The 21,105-nt window shown below is 72.0% G+C and carries 22 protein-coding genes; 11 read left to right on the top strand and 11 right to left on the bottom strand.

Going from position 1 to position 21,105, the window contains the following annotated elements:
• Positions 1-193: 193 nt before the first annotated feature.
• The 3 genes from ACVCAG_RS31450 to ACVCAG_RS31440 all read left to right on the top strand — a co-directional run bounded on the left by ACVCAG_RS31450 (position 194) and on the right by ACVCAG_RS31440 (position 2,422).
• Positions 194-940, top strand: coding sequence for a pirin family protein (locus tag ACVCAG_RS31450; protein ID WP_440087551.1), 747 nt, complete (start codon positions 194-196; stop codon positions 938-940).
• A 70-nt stretch (positions 941-1,010) separates the two neighbouring features.
• Positions 1,011-1,661: a DNA polymerase beta superfamily protein gene (locus ACVCAG_RS31445; RefSeq protein ID WP_440087549.1), complete on the top strand. Its 651-nt coding sequence runs from the start codon at positions 1,011-1,013 to the stop codon at positions 1,659-1,661.
• A complete protein-coding gene (locus ACVCAG_RS31440) occupies positions 1,658-2,422 on the top strand; it encodes a DNA polymerase beta superfamily protein (RefSeq protein ID WP_440087548.1) in 765 nt (254 codons plus the stop codon). Before ACVCAG_RS31445 ends, ACVCAG_RS31440 begins: the two co-directional genes overlap by 4 nt.
• A gap of 97 nt (positions 2,423-2,519) precedes the next feature.
• Here the strand turns inward: ACVCAG_RS31440 and ACVCAG_RS31435 are convergent, their stop codons facing one another.
• From ACVCAG_RS31435 to ACVCAG_RS31425, 3 genes are all read right to left on the bottom strand, one after another.
• Positions 2,520-3,713, bottom strand: coding sequence for an MBL fold metallo-hydrolase (locus tag ACVCAG_RS31435; RefSeq protein WP_440087593.1), 1,194 nt, complete (start codon positions 3,711-3,713; stop codon positions 2,520-2,522).
• A gap of 121 nt (positions 3,714-3,834) precedes the next feature.
• Positions 3,835-4,137 carry a thiamine-binding protein gene (locus ACVCAG_RS31430; protein ID WP_440087546.1) on the bottom strand — a complete coding sequence of 101 codons (303 nt, stop codon included), beginning with the start codon at positions 4,135-4,137 and terminating at the stop codon, positions 3,835-3,837.
• Positions 4,138-4,180: 43 nt separating this feature from the next.
• Positions 4,181-4,918: an MOSC domain-containing protein gene (locus ACVCAG_RS31425; protein ID WP_440087545.1), complete on the bottom strand. Its 738-nt coding sequence runs from the start codon at positions 4,916-4,918 to the stop codon at positions 4,181-4,183.
• Positions 4,919-5,001: 83 nt separating this feature from the next.
• Here ACVCAG_RS31425 and ACVCAG_RS31420 point away from each other — a divergent pair, with 83 nt between their 5' ends.
• The 3 genes from ACVCAG_RS31420 to ACVCAG_RS31410 are packed head-to-tail and all read left to right on the top strand — an operon-like array spanning position 5,002 to position 7,251.
• Positions 5,002-5,694: an endonuclease V gene (locus tag ACVCAG_RS31420; protein WP_440087543.1), complete on the top strand. Its 693-nt coding sequence runs from the start codon at positions 5,002-5,004 to the stop codon at positions 5,692-5,694.
• Between the two features lie 2 nt (positions 5,695-5,696).
• The gene (locus tag ACVCAG_RS31415; RefSeq protein ID WP_440087541.1) at positions 5,697-6,662 is read left to right on the top strand and encodes an ankyrin repeat domain-containing protein; all 966 of its coding nucleotides are present in this window, start codon (positions 5,697-5,699) and stop codon (positions 6,660-6,662) included.
• Between the two features lie 40 nt (positions 6,663-6,702).
• Positions 6,703-7,251: a hypothetical protein gene (locus ACVCAG_RS31410; RefSeq protein ID WP_440087540.1), complete on the top strand. Its 549-nt coding sequence runs from the start codon at positions 6,703-6,705 to the stop codon at positions 7,249-7,251.
• Between the two features lie 71 nt (positions 7,252-7,322).
• Here ACVCAG_RS31410 and ACVCAG_RS31405 read toward each other — a convergent pair whose 3' ends face one another.
• Complete coding sequence (locus tag ACVCAG_RS31405) at positions 7,323-7,811, bottom strand: hypothetical protein (RefSeq protein ID WP_440087539.1); 489 nt, start codon at positions 7,809-7,811, stop codon at positions 7,323-7,325.
• A gap of 219 nt (positions 7,812-8,030) precedes the next feature.
• Positions 8,031-8,435 (bottom strand): hypothetical protein, encoded by a 405-nt coding sequence (locus ACVCAG_RS31400; RefSeq protein ID WP_440087538.1) that lies wholly within the window; start codon positions 8,433-8,435, stop codon positions 8,031-8,033.
• A 98-nt stretch (positions 8,436-8,533) separates the two neighbouring features.
• Between ACVCAG_RS31400 and ACVCAG_RS31395 the strand changes: the two genes are divergently transcribed.
• From ACVCAG_RS31395 to ACVCAG_RS31385, 3 genes are all read left to right on the top strand, one after another.
• Positions 8,534-9,505 carry a GlxA family transcriptional regulator gene (locus ACVCAG_RS31395; protein WP_447190972.1) on the top strand — a complete coding sequence of 324 codons (972 nt, stop codon included), beginning with the start codon at positions 8,534-8,536 and terminating at the stop codon, positions 9,503-9,505.
• 225 nt (positions 9,506-9,730) lie between these two features.
• Complete coding sequence (locus ACVCAG_RS31390; protein WP_447190971.1) at positions 9,731-11,338, top strand: M4 family metallopeptidase; 1,608 nt, start codon at positions 9,731-9,733, stop codon at positions 11,336-11,338.
• A 219-nt stretch (positions 11,339-11,557) separates the two neighbouring features.
• The gene (locus ACVCAG_RS31385; protein ID WP_447190970.1) at positions 11,558-13,009 is read left to right on the top strand and encodes an MFS transporter; all 1,452 of its coding nucleotides are present in this window, start codon (positions 11,558-11,560) and stop codon (positions 13,007-13,009) included.
• Positions 13,010-13,174: 165 nt separating this feature from the next.
• On the opposite strand, the gene ACVCAG_RS31380 is transcribed toward ACVCAG_RS31385, so the two are convergent.
• Positions 13,175-13,534 carry a MerR family transcriptional regulator gene (locus ACVCAG_RS31380; protein ID WP_440087532.1) on the bottom strand — a complete coding sequence of 120 codons (360 nt, stop codon included), beginning with the start codon at positions 13,532-13,534 and terminating at the stop codon, positions 13,175-13,177.
• A gap of 52 nt (positions 13,535-13,586) precedes the next feature.
• Here ACVCAG_RS31380 and ACVCAG_RS31375 point away from each other — a divergent pair, with 52 nt between their 5' ends.
• Complete coding sequence (locus ACVCAG_RS31375) at positions 13,587-14,423, top strand: imine reductase family protein (RefSeq protein WP_440087531.1); 837 nt, start codon at positions 13,587-13,589, stop codon at positions 14,421-14,423.
• A 100-nt stretch (positions 14,424-14,523) separates the two neighbouring features.
• Here ACVCAG_RS31375 and ACVCAG_RS31370 read toward each other — a convergent pair whose 3' ends face one another.
• Together ACVCAG_RS31370 and ACVCAG_RS31365 are read right to left on the bottom strand one after the other, a co-directional pair.
• Entirely contained in the window at positions 14,524-14,808 is a 285-nt protein-coding gene (locus tag ACVCAG_RS31370) for a DUF1540 domain-containing protein (protein ID WP_440087530.1), read from the bottom strand.
• Between the two features lie 326 nt (positions 14,809-15,134).
• Positions 15,135-16,859: a right-handed parallel beta-helix repeat-containing protein gene (locus ACVCAG_RS31365; RefSeq protein ID WP_447190969.1), complete on the bottom strand. Its 1,725-nt coding sequence runs from the start codon at positions 16,857-16,859 to the stop codon at positions 15,135-15,137.
• Between the two features lie 82 nt (positions 16,860-16,941).
• Between ACVCAG_RS31365 and ACVCAG_RS31360 the strand changes: the two genes are divergently transcribed.
• Positions 16,942-17,973: a TetR/AcrR family transcriptional regulator gene (locus tag ACVCAG_RS31360; protein WP_447190968.1), complete on the top strand. Its 1,032-nt coding sequence runs from the start codon at positions 16,942-16,944 to the stop codon at positions 17,971-17,973.
• A 139-nt stretch (positions 17,974-18,112) separates the two neighbouring features.
• Here ACVCAG_RS31360 and ACVCAG_RS31355 read toward each other — a convergent pair whose 3' ends face one another.
• The 3 genes from ACVCAG_RS31355 to ACVCAG_RS31345 all read right to left on the bottom strand — a co-directional run bounded on the left by ACVCAG_RS31355 (position 18,113) and on the right by ACVCAG_RS31345 (position 20,905).
• Positions 18,113-18,706 carry a TetR family transcriptional regulator gene (locus ACVCAG_RS31355; RefSeq protein WP_440087527.1) on the bottom strand — a complete coding sequence of 198 codons (594 nt, stop codon included), beginning with the start codon at positions 18,704-18,706 and terminating at the stop codon, positions 18,113-18,115.
• Positions 18,707-18,713: 7 nt separating this feature from the next.
• Positions 18,714-19,268 carry a hypothetical protein gene (locus ACVCAG_RS31350; RefSeq protein WP_440087526.1) on the bottom strand — a complete coding sequence of 185 codons (555 nt, stop codon included), beginning with the start codon at positions 19,266-19,268 and terminating at the stop codon, positions 18,714-18,716.
• A 416-nt stretch (positions 19,269-19,684) separates the two neighbouring features.
• Positions 19,685-20,905 (bottom strand): saccharopine dehydrogenase NADP-binding domain-containing protein, encoded by a 1,221-nt coding sequence (locus ACVCAG_RS31345; RefSeq protein WP_440087524.1) that lies wholly within the window; start codon positions 20,903-20,905, stop codon positions 19,685-19,687.
• Positions 20,906-21,105: the final 200 nt, after the last annotated feature.

Raw genomic sequence — 21,105 nt, 5'->3', positions numbered from 1 at the left:
CACTGTTCCCCCAGGTAGATCGCATAGGCCGCTCCTCGTCAAGACGAGGTCACCTGCGGCCCGCGTGGTGATAAATCGTCACACATCATATTCGGATCAGTAAGCAAGATCTCCCCAACCCGAGGATGTGCGGAACATTTCACACGGCTTTCTAGTTTAAGATTCAACAACCGAGGTGAGAGGAACACCAGGCATGACCGTCGACATCCGCAGGTCCGGCGAACGGCCCGCGACCAAGATCCAATGGCTGGATTCGAAGCACTCCTTCTCCTTCGGCCGCCACCAGGATCCGGGCAACACCCACCACGGCGTGCTGCTCGTCAACAACGACGACATCGTCAAGCCCGGCACCGGCTTCGACACCCACCCTCACCGGGACATGGAGATCGTCACCTGGGTGCTGCGCGGCTCCCTCGTCCACCAGGACTCCGAGGGCCACTCCGGGGTGATCTATCCGGGACTGGCCCAGCGGATGAGCGCGGGGACGGGCATCCTCCATTCGGAGAAGAACGACTCGTGGCGGCTGCAGGGTGAGCAGCATACCGATCCGGTCCACTTCGTCCAGATGTGGGTGGTGCCCGACGAGGGCGGGCTCACCCCCGGCTACGAGCAGCTGGAGATCGACGCCGAACTGCTCGGCGGCGCCCTGGTCCCGGTCGCCTCGGGCATGGCCAGGGACAAGGACCGCAGCGCCATCCGCATCAACAACAGGTACGCCGCGCTGCACGTGGCCAGGCTCCAGCCGGGCCAGAGCGTGCACCTTCCCGAGGCGCCGTTCCTGCACCTGTTCGTCCCCCGCGGCACCGTCGACCTGGAGGGGGCCGGGCACCTCGCCGAGGGCGACGCCGTCCGCTTCACCGCCACCGGCGGCCAGCGCGTCACCGCGACCGACCCCGCCGAGATCCTGGTCTGGGAGATGCACGCGACCCTCGCCGCCTGACGGCGGGACGGCGAGGGCCGGGCGCGAAAACCCGTACCGGCGCCGGGCGCGGGCCTGGCAGGCTGTGCGGATGGAGGTACGGTACGTCCCGGATCACTCGATACTGTCGGTGGTGGTCGGCTCGCGGGCATACGGGCTGGAGACAGAGGAGTCGGACGTCGACCGGCGCGGGGTCTTCGTGGCGCCGACCCGGCTGTTCTGGCGGCTGGCCAAGCCGCCCACCCACGTCGACGGGCCACTGCCCGAGCAGTTCTCGTGGGAGGTCGAGCGGTTCTGCGGTCTCGCACTGGAGGCCAACCCGACGGTCCTGGAGTGCCTGTGGTCGCCGATCGTCGAGCAGGCCACCGCGGCGGGTGAGGAACTGCTCGCCCTCCGGGACGCCTTCGTGTCCGAACGCGCCAACCAGACCTTCGCCGGATACGCCAACGCCCAGTTCCGCCGCCTGGACCCCGCGCGTCCCAAATGGAAGCAGGCCATGCACATGATCCGCCTGCTGCTCAGCGGCCTGCACCTGGCCCGCCACGGCGAGCCCCTGGTCCGGATGGACGCCCACCGCGACCGGCTGCTCGCCGTACGGCGGGGAGAGCTCCCCTGGGACGAGGTCGACCGCTGGCGCTCGGAGCTGGTGGCGAGGTTCGGCGGTGCGAACGTGCTGCCCGCCGAGCCCGACCGGCGGCGTGTGGAGGAATACCTGGCGCGCACCAGGGAGGCGGCGCTGTGACCGTCACCCTGCCCTCCTGGCTGGCCGAGATCCCCGCCGGGCAGGCGCACCCCGCCGCCTTCGCCACGGTCAGCGGGGCGCACCTGTACGGCTTCCCCTCGGCCGACTCCGACGTCGACCTGCGCGGCGCGCACCTGCTGCCGCTGGAGGAGGTCGTCGGTCTGCGGACGGGCGAGGAGACCCTCACCCGGTCCTGGGTCCGCGACGGCGTCGAGGTGGACCTGGTCACCCACGACCTGGCCAAGTTCTGCCGCCTGCTGCTGCGCCGCAACGGCTACGTGCTGGAGCAGCTGCTCTCTCCGCTGGTGGTGGCCACCTCGCCGGTCCACCAGGAGCTGGTCGCCGTCGCCCCCGGCTGCGTCACCCGCCACCACGCCCACCACTACCTGGGTTTCGCCCGTACCCAGTGGCGGCTGTTCGAGCGCTCCGGCGAGCTCAAGCCCCTGCTCTACACCTTCCGCGTGCTGCTCACCGGAATCCACCTGATGCGCGCCGGGGAGCTGGAGGCCGACCTCACCCGGCTCTCCGGCGGCCCGCCGTATCTCGGCGACCTGGTGGCCGCCAAGCGCTCCGCCGAGCACGGTCCGCTGCCGGCCGGCGCACCGGGGCCGGAGCGGCTGGCCGGCGACGTCACCCGGCTGACCGGGAGGCTGGAGGAGGCCCGGGACTCCTCCGGCCTTCCCGACGTCGCGCCGTCGGCGGACGCGGTTCACGACCTCGTCGTCCGGACCCGCCTGTCGACGAGATCCGCAGGGACCTGAGATCCCACGTCGTGGCCGTCACGCACCCGCGAGGCGTCGTGGCCGTCACGCACCCGCGAGGCAGGACCCGAGGGGCGGGTGTGGCAGGTTTCGGGAATCAGAGCCTGGGGTCGGAGCCCAGGGGCGGGTAGGCGGGCACCGGCCCCGGCACGTGCCGGGGCCCGCGGGACGTCTCGCCGCCGGGCAGCGTCTCCCACCAGCTCTCCAGCATGGGCACGTCGACGGTGTCGACGCGCTCGCCCGGGCGGGGAACGACGATGCGGACGTCGCGAGCCTTGGCCTCGCGCCACAGGCGGTCGATCGGCTCGGCCCACGGGTGGGTGGCGAGGGCGAAGGTCGCCCAGTGGACCGGGAGAAGCAGCCTGCCGCCCAGGTCGAAGTGGGCGTTGACCGCCTCCTCGGGGTCCATGTGGATGTCGGGCCAGGCGGCGTTGTAGGCGCCGATCGGCATGAGCGTGAGGTCGAACGGGCCGTGCGCGGCGCCGATCCCCGCGTAACCGTCGAAGTATCCGGAGTCGCCCGCGTAGAAGACCTTCTTCTCTCCGGCCGCGATCACCCAGGAGCCCCACAGGGTGACGTTCCGGTTGAAGGTGCGACCCGAGAAGTGGCGGGCGGCGGTCGCGACGAACCGCAGGCCCGCGACGGTCGCCTCCTCGTCCCAGTCGAGCTCGATGATCCGGGAGGCGGGCACGCCCCACCGCTCCAGGTGGGCGCCGATGCCCAGCGGCACCAGGAACGGGGCGGTCTGCAGCGCGGTGAGCCCGCGGACCGTCGCGCGGTCGAGGTGGTCGTAGTGGTCGTGCGAGATCACGATCGCGTCCAGCGGCGGAAGGCCCGCCAGCGGCCCCGGCACCGGGTGCAGGCGCCGCGGGCCGACCAGCTGGGAGGGCGAGGCGCGCCTGCTCCATATCGGGTCGACGAGCACGCGGCGGCCCTCGATCTCCAGCAACGCGGTGGCGTGGCCGTACCAGATGACGCTCAGCCCCGCCGGGGACGGCCCGCCGGACGGTGAGGTCACCACGGGGATCGCGGCGGCCGGGCGGCGTTCCTCGCGGTTGCGGAACATGTTCCAGGCGATCTCCCGCGCGCTCTGCGGGGAGGGCACGAAGCCACCGGGCATGGAGTTGCGGAAGACGCCGTCGTGGAAGCGCGGCGAGCGGCGCATCCGCTCCAGCCGCTCCCCCTTGGCCTCGCCCCCGAGTTCCGCGGGGATGTCCTTCAACGCCCACCCGGCGGCGGCCAGCGCCAGCCCGCCCGCGAGGAGACGCCCGATCGACCTGCTGCCCGCCATGCGGCTCACGCTCCTGAGAATCGTCCGTTCCTGCAGAACGATCCCGGCTCCACCGGATGTTCCCGTTACGCTCTGGGCGAGACAGGTCGCCCGGAGACGACAGGCGGGGACGCGAGGGGCGTCACGGGGCGAGATGCCGCTCGACGGTGGCGACCTTGGTCTCCAGACGGCCGCCCGCCCCCTCGCGGATGTCCGCCTTCAGGACGAGGCTGACCCGCCCGGCGCGCGCCTCGACCGCCGCGACGGCGTCCTTGACGACGGCCATGACCTCGTCCCAGGTCTCGCCCTCGACCGTGGTGAACATGGCGTCGGTCCGGTTGGGCAGGCCGGAGGCGCGGACGACGCGCACGGCCTCGGAGACGAGCTCGCCGACGTCCTCCCCCGCTCCGACAGGGGTCACGCTGAACGCCACGAGCACCGACATGTCTCACCCTTTCCCCGGCTTCCCGCGCCTCTCCCCACGCACCCTAGTTTCCGGCCGGACCGGTGGGCAATCCGGCGGGGGTGGCGGTGGCGCGGTCTCCGAGGCGGGCGGTGCCGGCGCGGGTGACCCGCATGATCACGCCGAACTTGTTCCCGTGCTCGCCGATCAGCCACTTCTGCAGCTCGGGCCAGCGCTCGCGCCCCTCGGGGTCCCAGCTGGGCACGACGCACCTGACGCAGGGTCCCGCGTGGTCGCCGGTGACGGTGAGTTCCGTCTCCCCCGCGGTGACCGTGGTGCCGGGTGCCCAGTTCTCCTCGTCGAACGCGGGCGCGTCGGTCTCGAGGTGCAGGTTGGGCCGGAACCTGAGCAGGTCCACCGGCCTGCCGAGCTCCTCGCCCAGGGCCGCCAGGGACGCCTCGAAGGTGACCAGCACGGTCGGACCCCGGTCCTGCTGCCCATCGGCGGCGCGCAGGCTCAGCGGCGTGCCCAGCGACCGCGCCAGCGCGTCCGTCAGGCCGGGGGCGTCCCAGTCCCACGTGACGCCGTCCGGTCCGGTCAGTGTCGGCGCGTCACCGTTCCACCGGGAACCGCTCCCGGAGGAGTCGCTCCCGGGAGAACCGTAGGCGGCGCGCCAGTGCAGCATCTCCGCCCGCCGCCGTACGGTCAGCACCTTGCCCGCGCGGTTCTCCCCTTCGCCGAGGAGCGCGTAGGCCCGGTCGCCGGCCAGTCCCCGATCGTCGAAGCGCGCATCCCGGAGCTCCTCGCCCCGCAGCGACTTCACCGGCCACCGAAGAACCCGATGAACAGTACCGAAATATGACGTCATACTATAAAAGTAGCGATCATGGAGTAATGAAGGTACAAATGCCGCACACTGTCACGGAGGCCGAGGCCATCCAGGACGGGCTCAGGGCACTGCTCGACCTGACCGGTCCCGGACCCCGCCACCCCTCCAGGATCGCCGGAGTGGACGTCGCCTACGACAGGGACCGGCTGGCCGCGGCGGTGACCGTCCTGGACGGGACGACGCTGGAGATCGTCGAAGAGGTCGCCGTGGCCGGGAGGGTGACCTTCGACTACGTCCCCGGGCTGCTCGCCTTCCGCGAGGTCCCCGCGCTGCTGGACGCCCTCGAGTGCCTGTCCGCGCCCCCCGACCTGGTCGTCTGCGACGGATACGGCCTGGCGCACCCCCGCCGCTTCGGCCTGGCCTGCCACCTCGGCGTGCTCACCGGCCTGCCCACGATCGGGGTCGGCAAGACCGCCTTCGTCGGCACCTACCCCGAGCCCGCGCCCGAGCGGGGCGCCTGGACCGACCTGACGCTGGACGGCGACGTCGTCGGCCGCGTGCTGCGCACCAGGGACGGGGTCAAACCCGTCTTCGTCTCCACCGGTCACCGCGTCGACCTCGACACCGCCTGCCACAACGTGCTGAACCTGACGCCCCGCTACCGCCTTCCCGAGACCACCCGCACCGCCGACCGCCTCTCGCGACGGTTTCTGACCGAAAACTGTCGTACGGACCTGGTTGGATCCGCTCAGCACGACAAGATGGGATAGAAGTGGGCGAAGACGAGTGGGCCGAGGACGTCGACGCGTGGCGCGACACCAACCTGGCGCAGATCCGCCAGCGGCTGGCGAACGGGTTCGACCCCGGCGGGCGGCTGCCGTGGCTGCACACGACCCCCCTGCACCAGGCCGCCCAGGAGGGCGCCACGCAGGTGATCGAGCTGCTGCTCGCCTCGGGCGCGGAGGTCGATCCCGTCGACGCCGACGGCGCCACCCCGCTGTGGGAGGCCGTTCGCCACGGCTGGGACGACGCCGTACGGATCCTGCTCGCCGCGGGCGCCGATCCCTGGCGGCCGTGCATCGCGGGCCGCTCCCCCGGCGTCCAGGCCCTCTTCACCGAGATGGCCGGCCTGTTCGCGCACCTGCCGGGAGCTCCCAGCGTGAGCCCCAGGTTCCGCGAACTCCAGGACACCGTCGACGCGATGATGTTCTCGTACGAGGACTACAGCGAGGAGCTGTGCGTGGCCTTCGTCGGCGAGGTGGGCGAGGACGAGGTCATCCGCCGCCTGGGCGCCGCGCCGGAGGCGTGCCCGCCGATGGAGACCGGTGAGCTGTGGGGTGCGGAGCAGTCCTCCCCGGTGGAGGTGCTGCGTGTGGCCAGCCCGCCGGGGGGCGGGGTGGTGCTCTTCCAGTCCGGCGGCATCCTGCCGGTGCGCGACAGGGTCGGCAGGGCGGTCACCTCGGGCGGCGGGGTGCTGGCCGGGGCGTTCCCGTCCACCAGCCCGTCGGTCGACATCTGGCGGGACGGGATTCCCGCGGGGCGGCCCTCGGTCCACGAGCAGCTCTCCGACGACAGCATGGTCGAGCTGTGGATGTGCCGCTTCGGCGACTGCGGCGCCCACCCCTCCACCGCGACCGAACGCACCCTGGGCCTGATGACGCTGCTGACCTCCACCTACATCACCGAGGAGTGGCTGTGGAGCGCTCCGATGCGGCTGGTCCCGGTCATGCTGCGGTGACGAGCCGGCAGGAATCCGGAATGGGTAGAGTCGCACGACGATGAGAAAGCACACGATCACCGCACTGTGGGAAGAGATACCCGACGACGCCGACGACCTCGCCGTGGTGCGCGGCGGGTTCCGGGTCTATCTGTGCATGTGCGGCAGGCAGCTGGCCGACCGGGCGGCGGCGGAGTCGCACGCGTCGGAGACCAACCAGTGCACCACCTGCCTGGGCACCACCGTCGAGGACATCGTGCCCGGCTTCTCCCAGCCGTGCACCGCCTGCGCCGGAACCGGCCGGCGCAGGGCTCAGCTGACCTGGCAGCTCGCCCACGTCGAGGCCGAGTCCGTGATCACCGTTGAGTTCGTCCGCGGGCTGATCGCCGGTTTCACCGAGCCGTTCCGGCTCTCCGAGGTGGCCGACCTGGTCCGCGAGACCCTCCACCTGCCGGTGGGCCGCCTGCCGGTCGGCCCGCGGGTCCGCGACATCCTGCGGGGCCTGGAGGCCCAGGGCGAGCTCGTGCTGATCTCCGCACCCGACGAACTGCTCCGCGGCACCTCGGTCATGCTCTACCGCGACCCCTACTGGGAACACGCCACCGGCTGAGCGTCCACCGGACAGGTCCCTCCGTCGTCTTGGCGCGCTTGCCGGAACTCGCGGCCTGACGGGCGCCGGTTTCAGAAGGAGAAGAGGCTGAGGATCGCCAGCAGGGCATGCTCCGCCCCGCTGCCGAAGCAGGCGGCGAGCGCGTAGCCGATGGCGGCCTCCTCCGGGCTCGGCGAGGCGACCCACTCGGCCCTGACCTCGCCGTCGGCGAGCGTGGTGAACTCCCCAAGGCCGTGCTCACCACGGAAAAGGCCACTGGACACCTCGGAGGTGGGAACCAGGGTGTAGGTGGTTCCCGCGTGTTCCACCTCGGCCCGGTAGGAGTGGCGCGTGACGCGCCCCGGCCCGGGGCGTAGCGGGACGGGGGCGCCGTCGAGGGTCATGGTCAGCCGGCCGGGGCCGCGGGTGCCGATGGGAACGTGCCGCTGCGCGACGGCTTCGGCGGATCGGCGCACGACGACCGTGGGAATCGCGTCACCCTCGACGCGCATGACGCCGGCGTCTCGATCCAGCGTGAGCGTCAGCTCTCCCACGACCGCGTCGGTGACGTGTGTTCCCATGCCCGCAAGTATGCAAGCCTTCCACGTGCCTTTCCATCGAAAGGACCGCTCGGAGACGCCCGCGCCGGGCTCGCCCCCTACCCGGGATTCCGTACGGGAAGGCTCTGCCCGGCCGGACACACATCCGGCCGGGCACACATGGAGCCGCCCATGATTCGAGAGGGCGCCCGGAGCCTGTTCCAGCCCCCGCGGGAAACACGACCCGGGCGGCCGCCGGCCTCAGGCCGCGCAGCCCGCGTACTCGTCGAGGCGCCGGAACATGACGGCCAGCATCAGCGGGAACATCGCCACGTGGGCGATCATCATGAGCGCCCCGCCGTCGATGAGGCCCAGCCAGAGCAGCGGGAAGAGCGGCACGACGGGGACGAACATGGCGGCGCACATCTCCAGGGTGGGAGCCCAGCCGTGGCCCCGATAGCGCATCCAGACGGCCATGCCGACGGACATGTCGAACGCCATCAGCAGGTAGGCGAGCTCGGGCTGCCGGTCGTGGGAGAAGCCGAGCCCGGCTGCGGACAGGAGCATGCCGAGAACGAACATCCCGGCGAACATCGCGATGACCATCTCGACGTAGTGCCAGGCGAAGCGGCCCCACCGGCGGTTGGTCGGTGCTGTCTGTGTCATGGTCCGACTGTGTCGCCGTACCGGTCACGCTCCAAGGAACGCGGTCGCACAGGTCCGGAAATCTGGGACTCCTGTCCGTTCTGGCATAGGGTCCCCCCATGTCCGAACGCCGCGTCGCCGTCATCGGGTACGACGCGGCGGAGCTGCTCGACATCGCCTGCGTGACCACGACCCTGGAGAACGCGAACCTGCAGGGTGCCGCTCCCGCCTACCGCGTGCGCCTGGCCACCCCCGGGGGAAATCCCATCGTCTGCAGCACCGGCCTGACGCTCCAGGCCCAGGAGGCGCTCGAACGGGTCATCGGGCCGCTCGACACGCTCGTCGTGTCGGGAGGCCTCGGGCACGAGGCGGCGGCCGGCAACCGGTCGATCCTCGGTCACGTCCGCCGCCTGGCGCGCGAGAGCCGCCGCGTCGCGTCGGTGTGCACGGGTGCCGCCGTGCTGGCCGCCGCGGGCCTGCTCGACGGGCGGCGCGCCACCACCCACTGGCAGTCGGCGAGGATCCTCGCCGACCGCCACCCGGAGGTCTCCGTCGATCCCGCTCCGATCTTCGTCCGTGACGGGAACACCTACACGGCGGCCGGGGTCACCAGCGCCCTGGACCTCACTCTCGCCTTCGTCGAGGAGGACAACGGCGCCGAGCTGGCGCGGCGGGTGGCGCGCGCCCTGGTGACCTACCTTCAGCGACCCGGCAACCAGGCGCAGATGAGCATGTTCACCGCCGCACCCTCGCCGGAGAACAGCCTGGTCAGGCAGGTCGTTGAGTACGTCACGGGACACCTGGACGCCGACCTGAGCACGGGCGCGCTGGCACGCGGCGCGGGCGTGAGCGAGCGGCATCTGACCCGGCTGTTCCTGGAACACCTCGGGCTGGCGCCGGGGCGGTTCGTGCGGCAGGCCCGTACCGAGGCCGCCGCGCACCTCCTGACCTCGACCTCCTTGCCGATGACCGGCGTGGCGGCCCGCTGCGGGTTCGGGACGGCCGAGACCCTGCGCCAGGCGTTCGCCGACCGGTACGGGGTCACGCCCTCGCGATACCGGTCCACTGCGACGTCCGCCACACGGCCCTGACGCGTTCCCAGCACGGGCCGCCGTTCCCCATCTCGCGGCGGAGTGTGACGCTCCCGCGCAGGTGAGCGTGCCACTGCGGGGCGCATCTCAGCCCATATCACCGCGTTATGGAACTTTGCTAGGTATTCAGCGGCCCTTCTCGATGCCAACTTTATGGAGCCCGGACTCTCAGGGCTCCTTGCATCCCTCCTACCCCCCAGGGGACACCGAGAGGAGTCACCCCGCGTGAATCCGAAGGTCAAGCTTGGCGCCGTGGCCGTACTGGCCGTCGCCGCCATGACCACCCCCACGGCGGTGAACGCCGCCACCCCGGCGGACAGCGCCGCAGCCCGTACCGCGTCCGCCGAGCCGCCGGTGTTCGCACCGCCGGACGCGGAGGCGCGCAGCCGCGCGGTCACCACCGCCAACGCGACCCTCGCCGCCAGGTCGGAGGCCGTCCTCAAGGGACAGAACGAGAAGTTCACCCTGGCCAGGAACATCGCCGGCGCCCACGGCCTGCAGTACCTGACCTACGCGCGCACCTACCGCGGGCTGCCGGTTCACGGCGGCGACGTGGTGGTCGCCACCGACAGGGCCGGAGAGCTCGTCGGGTCCGTGAGCTCGGGCCAGCAGGCCAGGATCACGATCGACGTCACGAGCAAGGTGGACGCCGGGGCCGCGGCCGCCACCGCCCGCGCGCAACTGCCCGTCGTGGAGACCGTGGCCGCGCCCAGGCTGGTCGTGCACGCGACCACCACGACGCCCAGACTGGCCTGGGAGGTGGTCGTCAGCGGCGCCACCGCCGAGGCCCCGAGCGTCCTGCACGTCTTCGTGGACGCCCTCGACGGATCGATCGTCGACTCCTACGACGACGTGCACGCCGGAACCGGCAACAGCTACTACAACGGCAACCCGGTGACCATCCAGACCTCGGGCTCGGGCAGCTCGTACTCGATGACCGACACCACCCGCCCCGGCCTGCGCTGCGGCGGGCAGAACGGTGCCACCTACACCGGGACCGACGACTCCTGGGGCAACGGCTCGGGCACCAGCCTGGAGACCGCCTGCGTCGACGCGTTGTACGCGGCGCAGAAGGAATGGGACATGCTCCGCAACTGGCTGGGCCGCAACGGGTTCAACGGCTCCGGCGGCGCCTACCCCGCCCGGGTCGGCCTGAGCGCCGTCAACGCCTACTGGAACGGCAGCTACACCAGCTTCGGGCGCAACAGCGCGAACACCAGGCAGGCCACCCCGATGGACGTGGTCGGCCACGAGTACGGTCACGCCATCTTCCAGACCTCCGGCAGCGGCGGCGGAGGCAGCGGCAACGAGTCCGGCGGCCTGAACGAGTCGACCGGTGACATCTTCGGCGCGCTGACCGAGCACTACGCCAACCAGCCCGCCACCCTCGACCCGCCGGACTACCTGGTGGGCGAGGAGGTCAACCTGACCGGCGCGGGCGAGATCCGCAACATGTACAACCCCTCGGCCAAGGGTCACCCGAACTGCTACAGCTCCTCCATCCCCTCCACCCCGGTGCACGCGGCGGCCGGACCGCAGAACCACTGGTTCTACCTGCTCTCCGAGGGCACCAACCCGGTGGGCAAGCCGTCCAGCTCCGTCTGCTCGGGCCCGACGAGCCTGGCGGGCATCGGCATCCAGAAGGCCGGCCGCATCTACATGGCCGGCCTGAACACCAAGACCGCCCCGTGGACGCACGCGAAGGCGCGGAGGGCCACCGTGGCCGCCGCCAAGTCGCTCTACCCGAGCGGCTGCGTCGAGGTCAACGCGGTCAAGGCCGCCTGGAGCGCGGTGAACGTCCCGGCCACCAGCGGCGAGGTGTCCTGCCCGTGAGGCGGGGCACTCCGCCGCGCCGGCGGTGACCCCCGGCCCTCGTGGGCGCGCCCGCGAGGGCCGGATCGCACTCCGGATCGCGAACGGTGATTGGGAAGTCCGGAAAGGGTAAGTATGCGCTGCTGAAAGGTGGAGAGCTCGACCGGAGACGGGGAACGAGGCGGTCATGACGATGCTCAGCCGATCACGGGCCGGGGCGCCGCTCCCCCACGCGGCCGGATGAGCACCGGACCGGGCGGGGTGACGTCTCCCCAGGATCGGGCGGGGGCGGACCCGCGCCGCTGGAAGGCGCTGAGCGTCTGCCTCGTCGCCGGTTTCATGACCCTGCTGGACGTCAGCATCGTCAACGTCGCGCTGCCCGCCATCCGCGCCGGGCTGGACGCCCCGCAGAGCGCCCTGCAGTGGGTGGTGTCGGGGTACGCGCTCACCTTCGGGCTGATACTGGTCCCCGCCGGGCGGTTCGGCGACATGTACGGCCGGCGCAACGCGTTCGTCTTCGGGGTCGTGCTGTTCACCCTGGCCAGCGCGGCGGCCGGAGTCGCCGGGGACCCCACCCTGCTGGTCGTCGCGAGACTCGTGCAGGGACTGGCGGGCGGAGTGATCAACCCGCAGGTCAGCGGGCTGATCCAGCAGCTCTTCCGGGGGGCCGAGCGCGGCAGGGCGTTCGGGATGCTGGGCACCGTGATCGGCATCTCGACCGCGATCGGCCCGCTGCTCGGCGGGCTGCTCATCAACCTCGGCGGCGGCACCGACGGGTGGCGCCTCGTCTTCTACGTCAACGTGCCGATCGGCGTCCTGGCCGTGGTCCTGGCGTACCGCTACATCCGGCCCGCCGCGAAGGAGTCGCGGCCACGGGAGTCCATGGACCCGGTGGGCGTGCTGCTGCTCGCCGCCGGCGTCGTGCTGGTGCTCCTGCCGCTCGTCGAGGGGCACGAGTGGGAGGCCTCGGCGAGGTGGCCGTCCCTGCTCGGCGGGCTCGCCGTGCTCGCCGTCTTCGCGGTCTGGGAGCGCCGGTACGGGCGGCGCAACCAGCCGGTGGTCGACCTGTCCCTGTTCCGCAGGCGCTCGTACGCGCTCGGCGCCCTGGTCGGGGCGCTCTACTTCGCGGGCTTCACCGCGATCTTCTTCGTCCTCACCCTGTACCTGCAGAACGGCCTGGGCTACTCGGCCCTGGAGGCGGGGCTGGCGACCACGCCGTTCGCGGCGGGTTCGGCCGTGACGTCCCTGTTCGGCGGCCGGATCGTCACCCGGCTGGGCCGCCCCCTGGTGGTGGCCGGGCTGGTGCTGGTCGCGGTCTCCCTCGCCGTCACGGCGCTCGCCGTGCAGCTGGTCCCCGGCACGCACGTGGCCTGGGCCGTGGCGGTGCCGCTGCTCCTCGCCGGCCTGGGCAGCGGCCTGGTGATCTCCCCGAACCAGACGCTGACCCTGTCCGAGGTGCCGGTCGCCGGGGCGGGCTCCGCGGGGGGCGTGCTCCAGACGGGGCAGCGCATCGGCACCGCCGTGGGCATCGCGGCGATCGGCTCGGTGTTCTTCGCCGAGGTCGCCTCCTCGCACGGCGACTACGCGACGGCGTTCCGGCACTCGCTGCTGGTCACCATCGCCTTCGTGCTGGTCGCGCTGGTCGTGGCCGTCACCGACGTGATCACCTCCCGCCGGGCCGCCCGGTCCTGAGCGGCTGTCCGGCCGCGCCGGCCGGTGGCTCCCCTCCTCGGTGGCGGCGGGCCGCGGGGTGCCCTTGCCGAAGGGATCGGTCAGGCCGGGCTCGTGCACGACCTCGTGCCCGGTGCCCGGTCGTGCCGTGCGCCGCGCGGAGCGTCGTCGGGATGCTCGGCGACCTCAGCCTGCTCGCCGTGGGCCGGCGATGATGGCGTCCAGGTTGGCGCGGGTCGCCGCCAGTTCGTCGATGGCCGCGCCGATCCGGTCCCGCTGCTTCACCAGCTCGTCGACCAGTTCGGGGCAACCGGGCACCAGCAGGCCGTCGTCGTCGACGATGCACGGCAACACTTCGAGGATCTGCGCCGTGCTGAGCCCGGCCGCGAGCAGAACCCTGATCCGCCGTACCGCCGCCACATCGGCGTCGCTGTAGACGCGGTAGCCACTCTGCCGCCGTTGCGGGCGCAGCAGGCCTTGTTCCTCGTAGTACCGCAGCGCTCGCTCGCTCGCACCTGTCCGCCGCGAGAGTTCCCCGATCCGCATCCCGGCTCCAGAGTTGACTCTGACATCAGCGTGAAGGTTTAGCTTAACCGGCATGACACCCGTGACCGTCCTGGGCCTCGGCCCCATGGGGCGTGCGCTGGCCGCCGCCTTCGCCGCCGCCGACCACCCCACCACCGTGTGGAACCGCACGCCCGGCAAGGGAGACGACCTCGACGCCACCGTCGCCGAGACCGCCGCCCAGGCGATCGTCGCCAGCCCGCTCGTCGTCGTGTGCGTCCTGGACTACCAGGCCGCGCGGTCGATCCTCGACGTCGACGCCCTGAAGGGCCGCACCCTGGTCAACCTCACCGGCGGCTCACCACGGCATGCCCGCGAGATGGCCGCGTGGGCCGCCGGGCACGGCATCGACTACCTCGACGGCCTGATCATGGGCTCGGCCGGGGCGATCGGCGGCCCGGAGGCGACCCTGCTGTTCAGCGGGCCGAGCGACGTCTACCGGGCGCATCGGCCCGCGCTCGCCGCACTGGGCGAGAACGCGACCCACATCGGCGAGGATCCAGGCCGGGCGGCAGGATTCGACGCGTCCATGCTGGACGCGTTCTGGACGTCGTTGAGCGGGGTCGTGCACGCGTTCCAGCTCGCCGCCGCGGAGAACATCGCCCCTGCCGACATCGCCGACTACGTGAAGGTGTCGACCGGCCTCCTCCCCGTTCTGATCGACGTGGTCGCCGAGCACCTCACCGCCGGCCACCATCCGGGTGACGAGTCCACGTTGGTCTCCGCGGCGGCGAGCATGGACCACGTCCTGCATGCCATCCGGGCCAACGACCTTGACAACGGTGTGCTCAGCTCCGCGCGAGCCGCCGTGCAACGGGCGATCGACGCCGGGCACGGGTCGGAGGCGTTCACCCGCCTGGCCGTGCTCTAGAACCGCGCTGAACAACCGGCTTGTTCGTCCCGGCCGGCCGGACAGTCGGCCGGGTCCACGGGGGCGTGGCGCCCGTCGCCCCGACCCGGGTCGCCCGGTGTCAGGCGGGCGCGTACGTGAGGCAGTCGATGTCGTTCTGCGCGTAGCCGACGACGATGCCGGAGGCCTGGCACTCGTACTGGACGTTGTGCTGGCAGTTGGCCATCTTGCAGGCGCCGACGTGGCCGGTGGCGGACGGGTCGCCGCCCTTCGCCGCGACCTTGAAGAAGGTCTCGCACTCCGCGTGGCTGCTGTTGCCGACCGTGATGGCCAGGGCGTGGCAGGAGTGCTCCGTGTTGTACGCGCACGCCTCGACCTGGCACTCGTTGACCGCGGGCATTTCCATGGCTGAACTCTCCTAGGGCTCGGGCCGGTCCCGGGCTCTGCGAGCCTCGCCGGGGCCTGTCGCCCATTGGTCTGTCGGTCTCGCCCGTGGCGGCGCGTCCCGGGTGGCGTCCGGAACGTCGGCCCGCCTCGCGCCGCGCCATGTCACGGTCGCCGATGCTCGCGGCCGGACGTGACGCGGCCCGTGCCCGCGTACGGGCGCCGGGACTACCCCGTCTCCTACCGCGCGCCGGTCGCCTTCACGCTCATACGGGTCCCAAGGCTTCTCCAAGAGAACCGGGGTGTTCGTCCCGCGCCGGCGGGTTTCAAGGGCGGAGGGCCCTGCGGTCAGCGGCCGAGCAGGTGGGCGTAGCCGGGCTCCAGGCCCGCCCGCGCGGCGATGCCCGCCGTACGGGCCGCGAAGTCCTCCTCGTCGGCCACCGTCGCGTTGTCCTCCAGGGTGACCCCCTCCGGCGGGTCGTCCCAGCCCACCGGGTCGGCGTCCCAGAGGTTGCCGCGGAGGACGACGTTCTCCAACGGCGGCCAGACCTGCAGGGTGGCGGTGTTGTCCGCGCGCTGGACGGCGTTGCCCTCGACGGTGACCCAGGCGGCGCCGTAGTCGGTGTAGAGCCCGAAGTTGTACGGCGTGAGCGTGTCGCGCACGACGTTGCCGAGGATCGTCGCGCCGTTGTCGTGGGAGTCGCCCTGCGGGCCCGACAGGTAGATGCCGCCGCCGTCGGCGAGCACCTTGAGGGTGTTGAAGGTGAGGTTGCGCAGGACCCGGGTGCTCTTACCGGGGCCGAGCACGATGCCGCAGTGCGGGACGTCGTTCACCTGGTTGTGCGCGACCGTGGAGCCCTCGCTCGCGGTCACCGCAATGCCGGGCGAGCCGGAGTACCCCAGGCCGATGTCGTGGATCCAGTTGTTCTCGACCGTGACGCCACGGCTCCCGCCGATCGAGATCCCGCCGCCGCAGACGTTCTCGAACACGTTGCCCCGCACCAGGACCTCGGCGCTGTCGCCGGAGATCCGCAGGGCCGTGGCGCCCAGCCGGGTGAAGCGGCAGCCTTCGATCGCGACACGCTCGGTGCCCTCGAACACGACGTTCGCGGGGATCGTCAGCGACTCCCCGGGCACCGTCACCCACGCCCCCTCGGCGAACGACACCTTCTCGATGGGGCCGCCGTCGTAGTAGCCGGTGCCGTGGTAGTGCAGGAAGCCCTCGGGGCGGCTCGGCCGCGTCCAGGTGGCGTCGGCGAAGGTGATGCCCAGGAAGGCGACGTCGCGGGCGCCGGTGACCGTGACCAGTTCCTCCAGCACGGGCGCGACGACCTCCGTCCGCCCGGGATCCTCGCCGGGACGCGGCCGGTAGCGCAGGACGTGACGGCCGGGGCGGGACCTGTCGAGGACGAAGGTGCCCGGCTCGGTCAGGAAGCCCGCGCCGTTCTCCACCCGGGTCGGCAGGCCGGGACCGTAGGACTCGCCGCCGCCCTCCCAGGGCACCACCGAGTTGTAGAGCTCGATCGCCCAGCCGAAGGCGGGCTGGGCCATCGTGATGGTGGTCGAGTGCCCGTCACCCTCGACGGCGGCGACGCCGAGGCGGGCCTCCGTCCACGGGTAGACGCCGCGCAGGACGAACTCGACGTCGCCGGGGTTGCCCCAGCTCTGTGGAGCGGTGCTGTCCGTGACGTAACCCGTGTCGGTTCTGGTGGCGTTCCCGGGAACGGCGTCGATCGAGGCCCGCTCGGCCCTGCGGCCGTCGACGTGGAGCTGGCGGGTGTCGAGGTCGCCGACCTCGGCCAGCCAGACGCCGTCCCGCTCCCGCCAGCCGGTGATCCTCCGGCCGCCGCTGACGACGGCCTCGCCCACGGCCCGGTAGGTCACGCCGGAGTCGGCCTCGGTGAGCCGGAGGGTTTCGGCGAGCCGGTGGGTGCCCGCCAGCAGGTTGACCGCAGCGCCCGCGGTGCCCGCGCCGCGGGCCAGGTCACGGGCGTGGGCGAGGGTGGCGACGGGGCGTTCCCTGGTGCCGGGCCAGGCGTCGTCGCCGGAGGGGGAGACGTAGAGCTCGTTCAAGGGCACTCCTCGTTTATTATGTAAACAGTGATATACAGCATAAACAGATATTGAGGTCGAGTGTCAAGTCGAAGGAGGACGGGTGGCCGAAGAGGAGGATCCGGACCGGACGGTCGAGCTGCTGTGGCGGGAGCCGCGGGACGCCGCGCCGAGACAGGGGCTGAGCGTCGACGCGATCGTGCGCGCCGCCGTCGAGATCGCCGACGCCGACGGGATCGAGGGGCTGTCCATGCGCCGGGTCGGCGAACGGCTCGGCTTCACCGGCATGTCGCTGTACCGGCACGTACCGGGCAAGGCGCAGCTCATCGACCTGATGTGCGACGCGGTGACGGGCGACGTCACGGCAGAAACCGCGACAGGCACTGTGGCGGGCACTGTGGCGGACACTGTGGCGGACACTGTGGCGGGCACTGTGGCGGGCACTGTGGCGGGCACTGTGGCGGACGACGCGGTGACGGACGCGGCGAGGAGCGAGGTCGGCGGCGGGGCGGCGGGGACCTGGGGGGACACGCCGCACGGGTGGCGCGAGGCGCTCGAGGGGTGGGCGCGTCGCGGCTGGGCCCTGTGCCGCCGCCATCCCTGGCTGGCCGGGGTGCGCGGCACCCGGCACGTTCCCGGCCCGAACTCCATCGCCCACTTCGAGTACGCGCTCAGCACCGTGGCGGGGACCGGCCTGAAGCCCGCCGAGATGGTCGCCGTGGTGGGCCTCGTCGGCCGGTTCGTGGACAGTGAGGCGGCCAGGGCCGCGGAGATCGACAAGGTCGAGCGGCACACCGGGGTCTCCGAGGAGGAGTGGTGGGGCGCCAGGGACTCCCTGTACGAGGAGCTCCACCTCTACCCCACGCTGACCCGCATCTGGGAGGCGGGCGGCTACGACGAGCCGGAGGACTCCTTCGAGTTCGGTCTGCGGCGCATACTGGACGGCATCGAGGCGCTGGTCCGCGAGCGTGATGCGAACCATGACGCGAACCGTGACGAAAGGCGTGACGAAAGTGCCTCATGCGTGATGTGCGGAACGAGCATGGACCGGGCGGAGGCGGGCCGTCCCCGCGCCTACTGCTCGCGGGCCTGCCGGCAACGCGCCTACCGCAGGCGCCATCGGTCCGCACCGTGACCGGGCGACCCCTCGGACCGGGCGGCCTTCTCCCGGCCGTGTCCCCGGCCCGGAAGTGAGCCGATCCGCGCGGGTCACCGGTCTCCGGCGATCCCGGCGCGGTTCACGAACCTCCAGATCGGCACATGCCCGGCGCGGTCTACGCCCCGGCGTCCTCGCCTTCGGGGGCGGCGTTCCAGAGCCGGGCGAGGAACAGGGTGAGCGTGCCCGTGACGGAGTCGCCGGGCTCGCCCGGGTGGTCGAGCGCCCACGCGTCGAGCGCGTCGAAGACGCCGAGCGTCGCCACGGTGATCAGTTCGGCGTTCGGGAACGGATCGATCAAGCCGATGCGCAGGCCGTTCGCGACGAGCCTGTGGATCCAGGAACGGCCGTCGCGGGCGAGGTGGGGCCGCTGGGCGAGTACGGCCCGGTCGTCCGGGTGCTCACGCAGGTGTGCCACCAGCCGTGCCGTACCCGCCGCCACCTGCTCCCACAGCTCGTCCCCGGCCGCCACGTCGACCCAGGGGCCGAGGGCGGTGAGCGTCCGGGTGCCGGCGTCGGCGACCACGGCGCCGAAGAGGTCGTCCTTGCCGTCGAAGTAGTGATAGGCGGAGGTCTTGGATATGCCGGCCTCGGCGATGATCTGGTTGAAGGACGCGGCGTCCTTGCCGTCGCGCGCGAAGTGGGCGCGGGCGACGGTGAGGATGGAGGCTCGCGCGTCGGCCGGCAGCCGGTCGAAGCGTGGAAGCGGCATGGGTTCCCTAAAGGCTCTCTGTCAGCGGGGCGGCCGGCTGCCGGGTGGCAAGCCTGCGATTGACACGGCCCGTCATGATCCAGTGTGCGGCCCACAGCGGGAGGGCGATCGCTCCGCCGACGTACCCGGCCGTTCCGGGGAAGAGCGACAGGATCTGGAAAGCGCACCAGCCGTATCCGAGCGCCGTCCACCACCGGACGAATCCGCCCGGCACGCGCGCGTCATCGGTCGTCGAGGTGGTCATCGAGGCGGCCACCGAGGCGGAGACGGCCCGCACGATGAAGAAGTCCTCGGTGAAGTTGTAGGGAATCGCGAACATCCACCAGACCGACGCGGGGGAGGCGGTCCTGGCCTCGGGCCGTACGAGCGTCATCGTCCGCTGGAGGGCTCGGCAGTACAGCGCGACGAGGCCGAGGAAAACGGCCAGGGCGATCAGCCCGCCGGGCATTCCCAGCGCCCTGATCTCCCCCAGGATCCCCGGCCCCCACTCCGGCGCCCAGAGCGGGTAGCCGAGGAGGATCGCGGTGAGGACGGTGCCCACGGTCTTGACGACAACTCGCATGGCCGAAGTGTACTGCTAGTACACACCAGTGGTTCACATCTGATCGGGAACGGCCAGGCGGGTGACTGCGAGCCGTGGCGTCTGGGTCGTCGACCTCGCCTGGGAGGTACGGGGGAACTTCGGCTACGCACCGCGCAGCTGGACGACCCGGGGGTTGCGCGTTGCCGAATGGGCCCCGTCCCTCGTCGGTTGAGACGGCGGCCCCACCCGAACGGCCAACCGCCTCGTCGGCATCCCGCACGGATGCCTCAAGACCGGCACGTGCTACGACGAGGCAACCGCCTTGATCCAGATTGACACCCGAGCTCCTGGGATGTCTCTGGGGCCAATCGCATGTTGTGAGCAGGCACCGACCGGGGGTGACCCGCTCGACCGGTTTCCGGCGGAGCAGGTTCGGCGGAGCGGGTACCGGCCGGTCAGGCGGGAGCCTCCTTCCGCGAGTCGCTCAGCACCGTGAACGTGATGCCCGCCCGCCGGAGCCGGTCGATCAACGCGTCGCCCATCGCCACGGCGGTGGTGACCTGGCCCGAGACGTCAGGCAGGTCGTCGGTCGCCAGGCAGAGCGCCGACTCGCCGAGCATCTTGGCGGTCTCGTCGTAACCGGGGTCCCCGCCCGCGACCTCGGTGACGACGCGCGCCCCGCCCCCCTGGCCGAGGAAGGTCACCTTGAACCAGCTCCTGGCCCGCTGCTCGGCGCCGGGACCGTCACCGGGGGCGAAGCGTCGCAGCAGCAGGGAACGCGCCGGGGGGATCCGGGCCAGCAGGGCGAGCGTCCCCGCCCCCGCGGCGAGGCCCAGCGCGACGGGCAGTCGCCTGACCGCGTAGTGGTGGCGGTAGGTGAAGTCGGGGCCGTAGCGCTCCAGCGCGCGGGCCGAGCGGGCGACGACCTGCGGGTCGAGCGTGGGCAGCGGCAGGGCCCAGCCTCCGACGTAGCGGAGCGACCCGGGCCCGCCGCGCGCCTTCCTGCCCCCGGAAGCCGCCACGGCCGCGGCCTTGGTCCCGGGCGCGGGACCCGCCCAGGGGTGTCCTTCGAGTTCGCGCCGGAGACGCGCGGCCTCGGCCGCCTGCCGGAAGCGGGAGACCACCGTGACGGCGGAGTGCACCGTACCGCCCGACGCGCTGCCGGAGACCCTGACGAACCCGCTGACCTCCAGCGGCACTCCCCGGGGCAGGTGCTTGACGGTGAAGTAGGCGCCGAGGTCGTGCGGGATCGAGTCGAAGCCGCACGCGTGCACGAGCTTGGCCCCGGTCCGCCTGGCCCGCTCGTGGTGGCGGATGAACATGCGGTCGACGAACTCGGACTCGCCGGTGATGTCCGCGTAGTGGGTGCCCGCGTCGGCGCAGGCGGCCACGAGCGGCTCGCCGTAGGAGAGGAAGGGGCCCACCGTGGTCGCGACGACCCTGGCCTGCCTCGCGATCTCCGCCAGGGAGGCGGGGTCGGTCGCGTCGGCGTGGAGCAGCGGCAGCTCGGGCAGGCCGATCCGGTCCCTGACCGCTTCGAGCCTGGCCCGGTTGCGCCCGGCCAGGGCCCAGCGCACGGAGGGACCGGCGTGGCGCGCGAGATAGCCGGCGGTGAGCGCCCCGGTGAACCCGGTGGCGCCGAACAGCACGATGTCGTACGGGCGATCGTCAGGCATGGGCAGAGAATCCTCCCTGCCCATGCCTGACGCAAGGCGTACCGCCGGGTGTCGCGCGATCACCCGGGACGGGCGCGATGGCCGTGCTCATCCCGGAACGGGCGCGGGTTCCGCCATGACCACCTCCGTGCTCGCCCCGGAACGGGCGCGGATTCCGCCGTGCCCCCACCCTCACCTCGGTACGGGCGCGGCGGCGAGCC

It is taken from the genome of Streptosporangium sp. G12 (assembly GCF_052983175.1).
Note: the sequence above shows the minus strand (reverse complement) of the source record. Positions and strands in the feature narration are given on the sequence as shown.

What these genes read in the sequence shown, in the direction of transcription:
- ACVCAG_RS31445 (WP_440087549.1), top strand. Translation starts at nt 1,011, where the DNA reads ATGGAGGTACGGTACGTCCCGGATCACTCGATACTGTCGGTGGTGGTC.
- ACVCAG_RS31400 (WP_440087538.1), bottom strand. Translation starts at nt 8,435, where the DNA reads ATGACACAGACAGCACCGACCAACCGCCGGTGGGGCCGCTTCGCCTGG.
- ACVCAG_RS31370 (WP_440087530.1), bottom strand. Translation starts at nt 14,808, where the DNA reads ATGGAAATGCCCGCGGTCAACGAGTGCCAGGTCGAGGCGTGCGCGTAC.
- ACVCAG_RS31430 (WP_440087546.1), bottom strand. Translation starts at nt 4,137, where the DNA reads ATGTCGGTGCTCGTGGCGTTCAGCGTGACCCCTGTCGGAGCGGGGGAG.
- ACVCAG_RS31375 (WP_440087531.1), top strand. Translation starts at nt 13,587, where the DNA reads ATGACACCCGTGACCGTCCTGGGCCTCGGCCCCATGGGGCGTGCGCTG.
- ACVCAG_RS31395 (WP_447190972.1), top strand. Translation starts at nt 8,534, where the DNA reads ATGTCCGAACGCCGCGTCGCCGTCATCGGGTACGACGCGGCGGAGCTG.
- ACVCAG_RS31435 (WP_440087593.1), bottom strand. Translation starts at nt 3,713, where the DNA reads ATGGCGGGCAGCAGGTCGATCGGGCGTCTCCTCGCGGGCGGGCTGGCG.
- ACVCAG_RS31355 (WP_440087527.1), bottom strand. Translation starts at nt 18,706, where the DNA reads ATGCCGCTTCCACGCTTCGACCGGCTGCCGGCCGACGCGCGAGCCTCC.
- ACVCAG_RS31420 (WP_440087543.1), top strand. Translation starts at nt 5,002, where the DNA reads ATGCCGCACACTGTCACGGAGGCCGAGGCCATCCAGGACGGGCTCAGG.
- ACVCAG_RS31380 (WP_440087532.1), bottom strand. Translation starts at nt 13,534, where the DNA reads ATGCGGATCGGGGAACTCTCGCGGCGGACAGGTGCGAGCGAGCGAGCG.
- ACVCAG_RS31385 (WP_447190970.1), top strand. Translation starts at nt 11,558, where the DNA reads ATGAGCACCGGACCGGGCGGGGTGACGTCTCCCCAGGATCGGGCGGGG.
- ACVCAG_RS31410 (WP_440087540.1), top strand. Translation starts at nt 6,703, where the DNA reads ATGAGAAAGCACACGATCACCGCACTGTGGGAAGAGATACCCGACGAC.
- ACVCAG_RS31350 (WP_440087526.1), bottom strand. Translation starts at nt 19,268, where the DNA reads ATGCGAGTTGTCGTCAAGACCGTGGGCACCGTCCTCACCGCGATCCTC.
- ACVCAG_RS31405 (WP_440087539.1), bottom strand. Translation starts at nt 7,811, where the DNA reads ATGGGAACACACGTCACCGACGCGGTCGTGGGAGAGCTGACGCTCACG.
- ACVCAG_RS31450 (WP_440087551.1), top strand. Translation starts at nt 194, where the DNA reads ATGACCGTCGACATCCGCAGGTCCGGCGAACGGCCCGCGACCAAGATC.
- ACVCAG_RS31345 (WP_440087524.1), bottom strand. Translation starts at nt 20,905, where the DNA reads ATGCCTGACGATCGCCCGTACGACATCGTGCTGTTCGGCGCCACCGGG.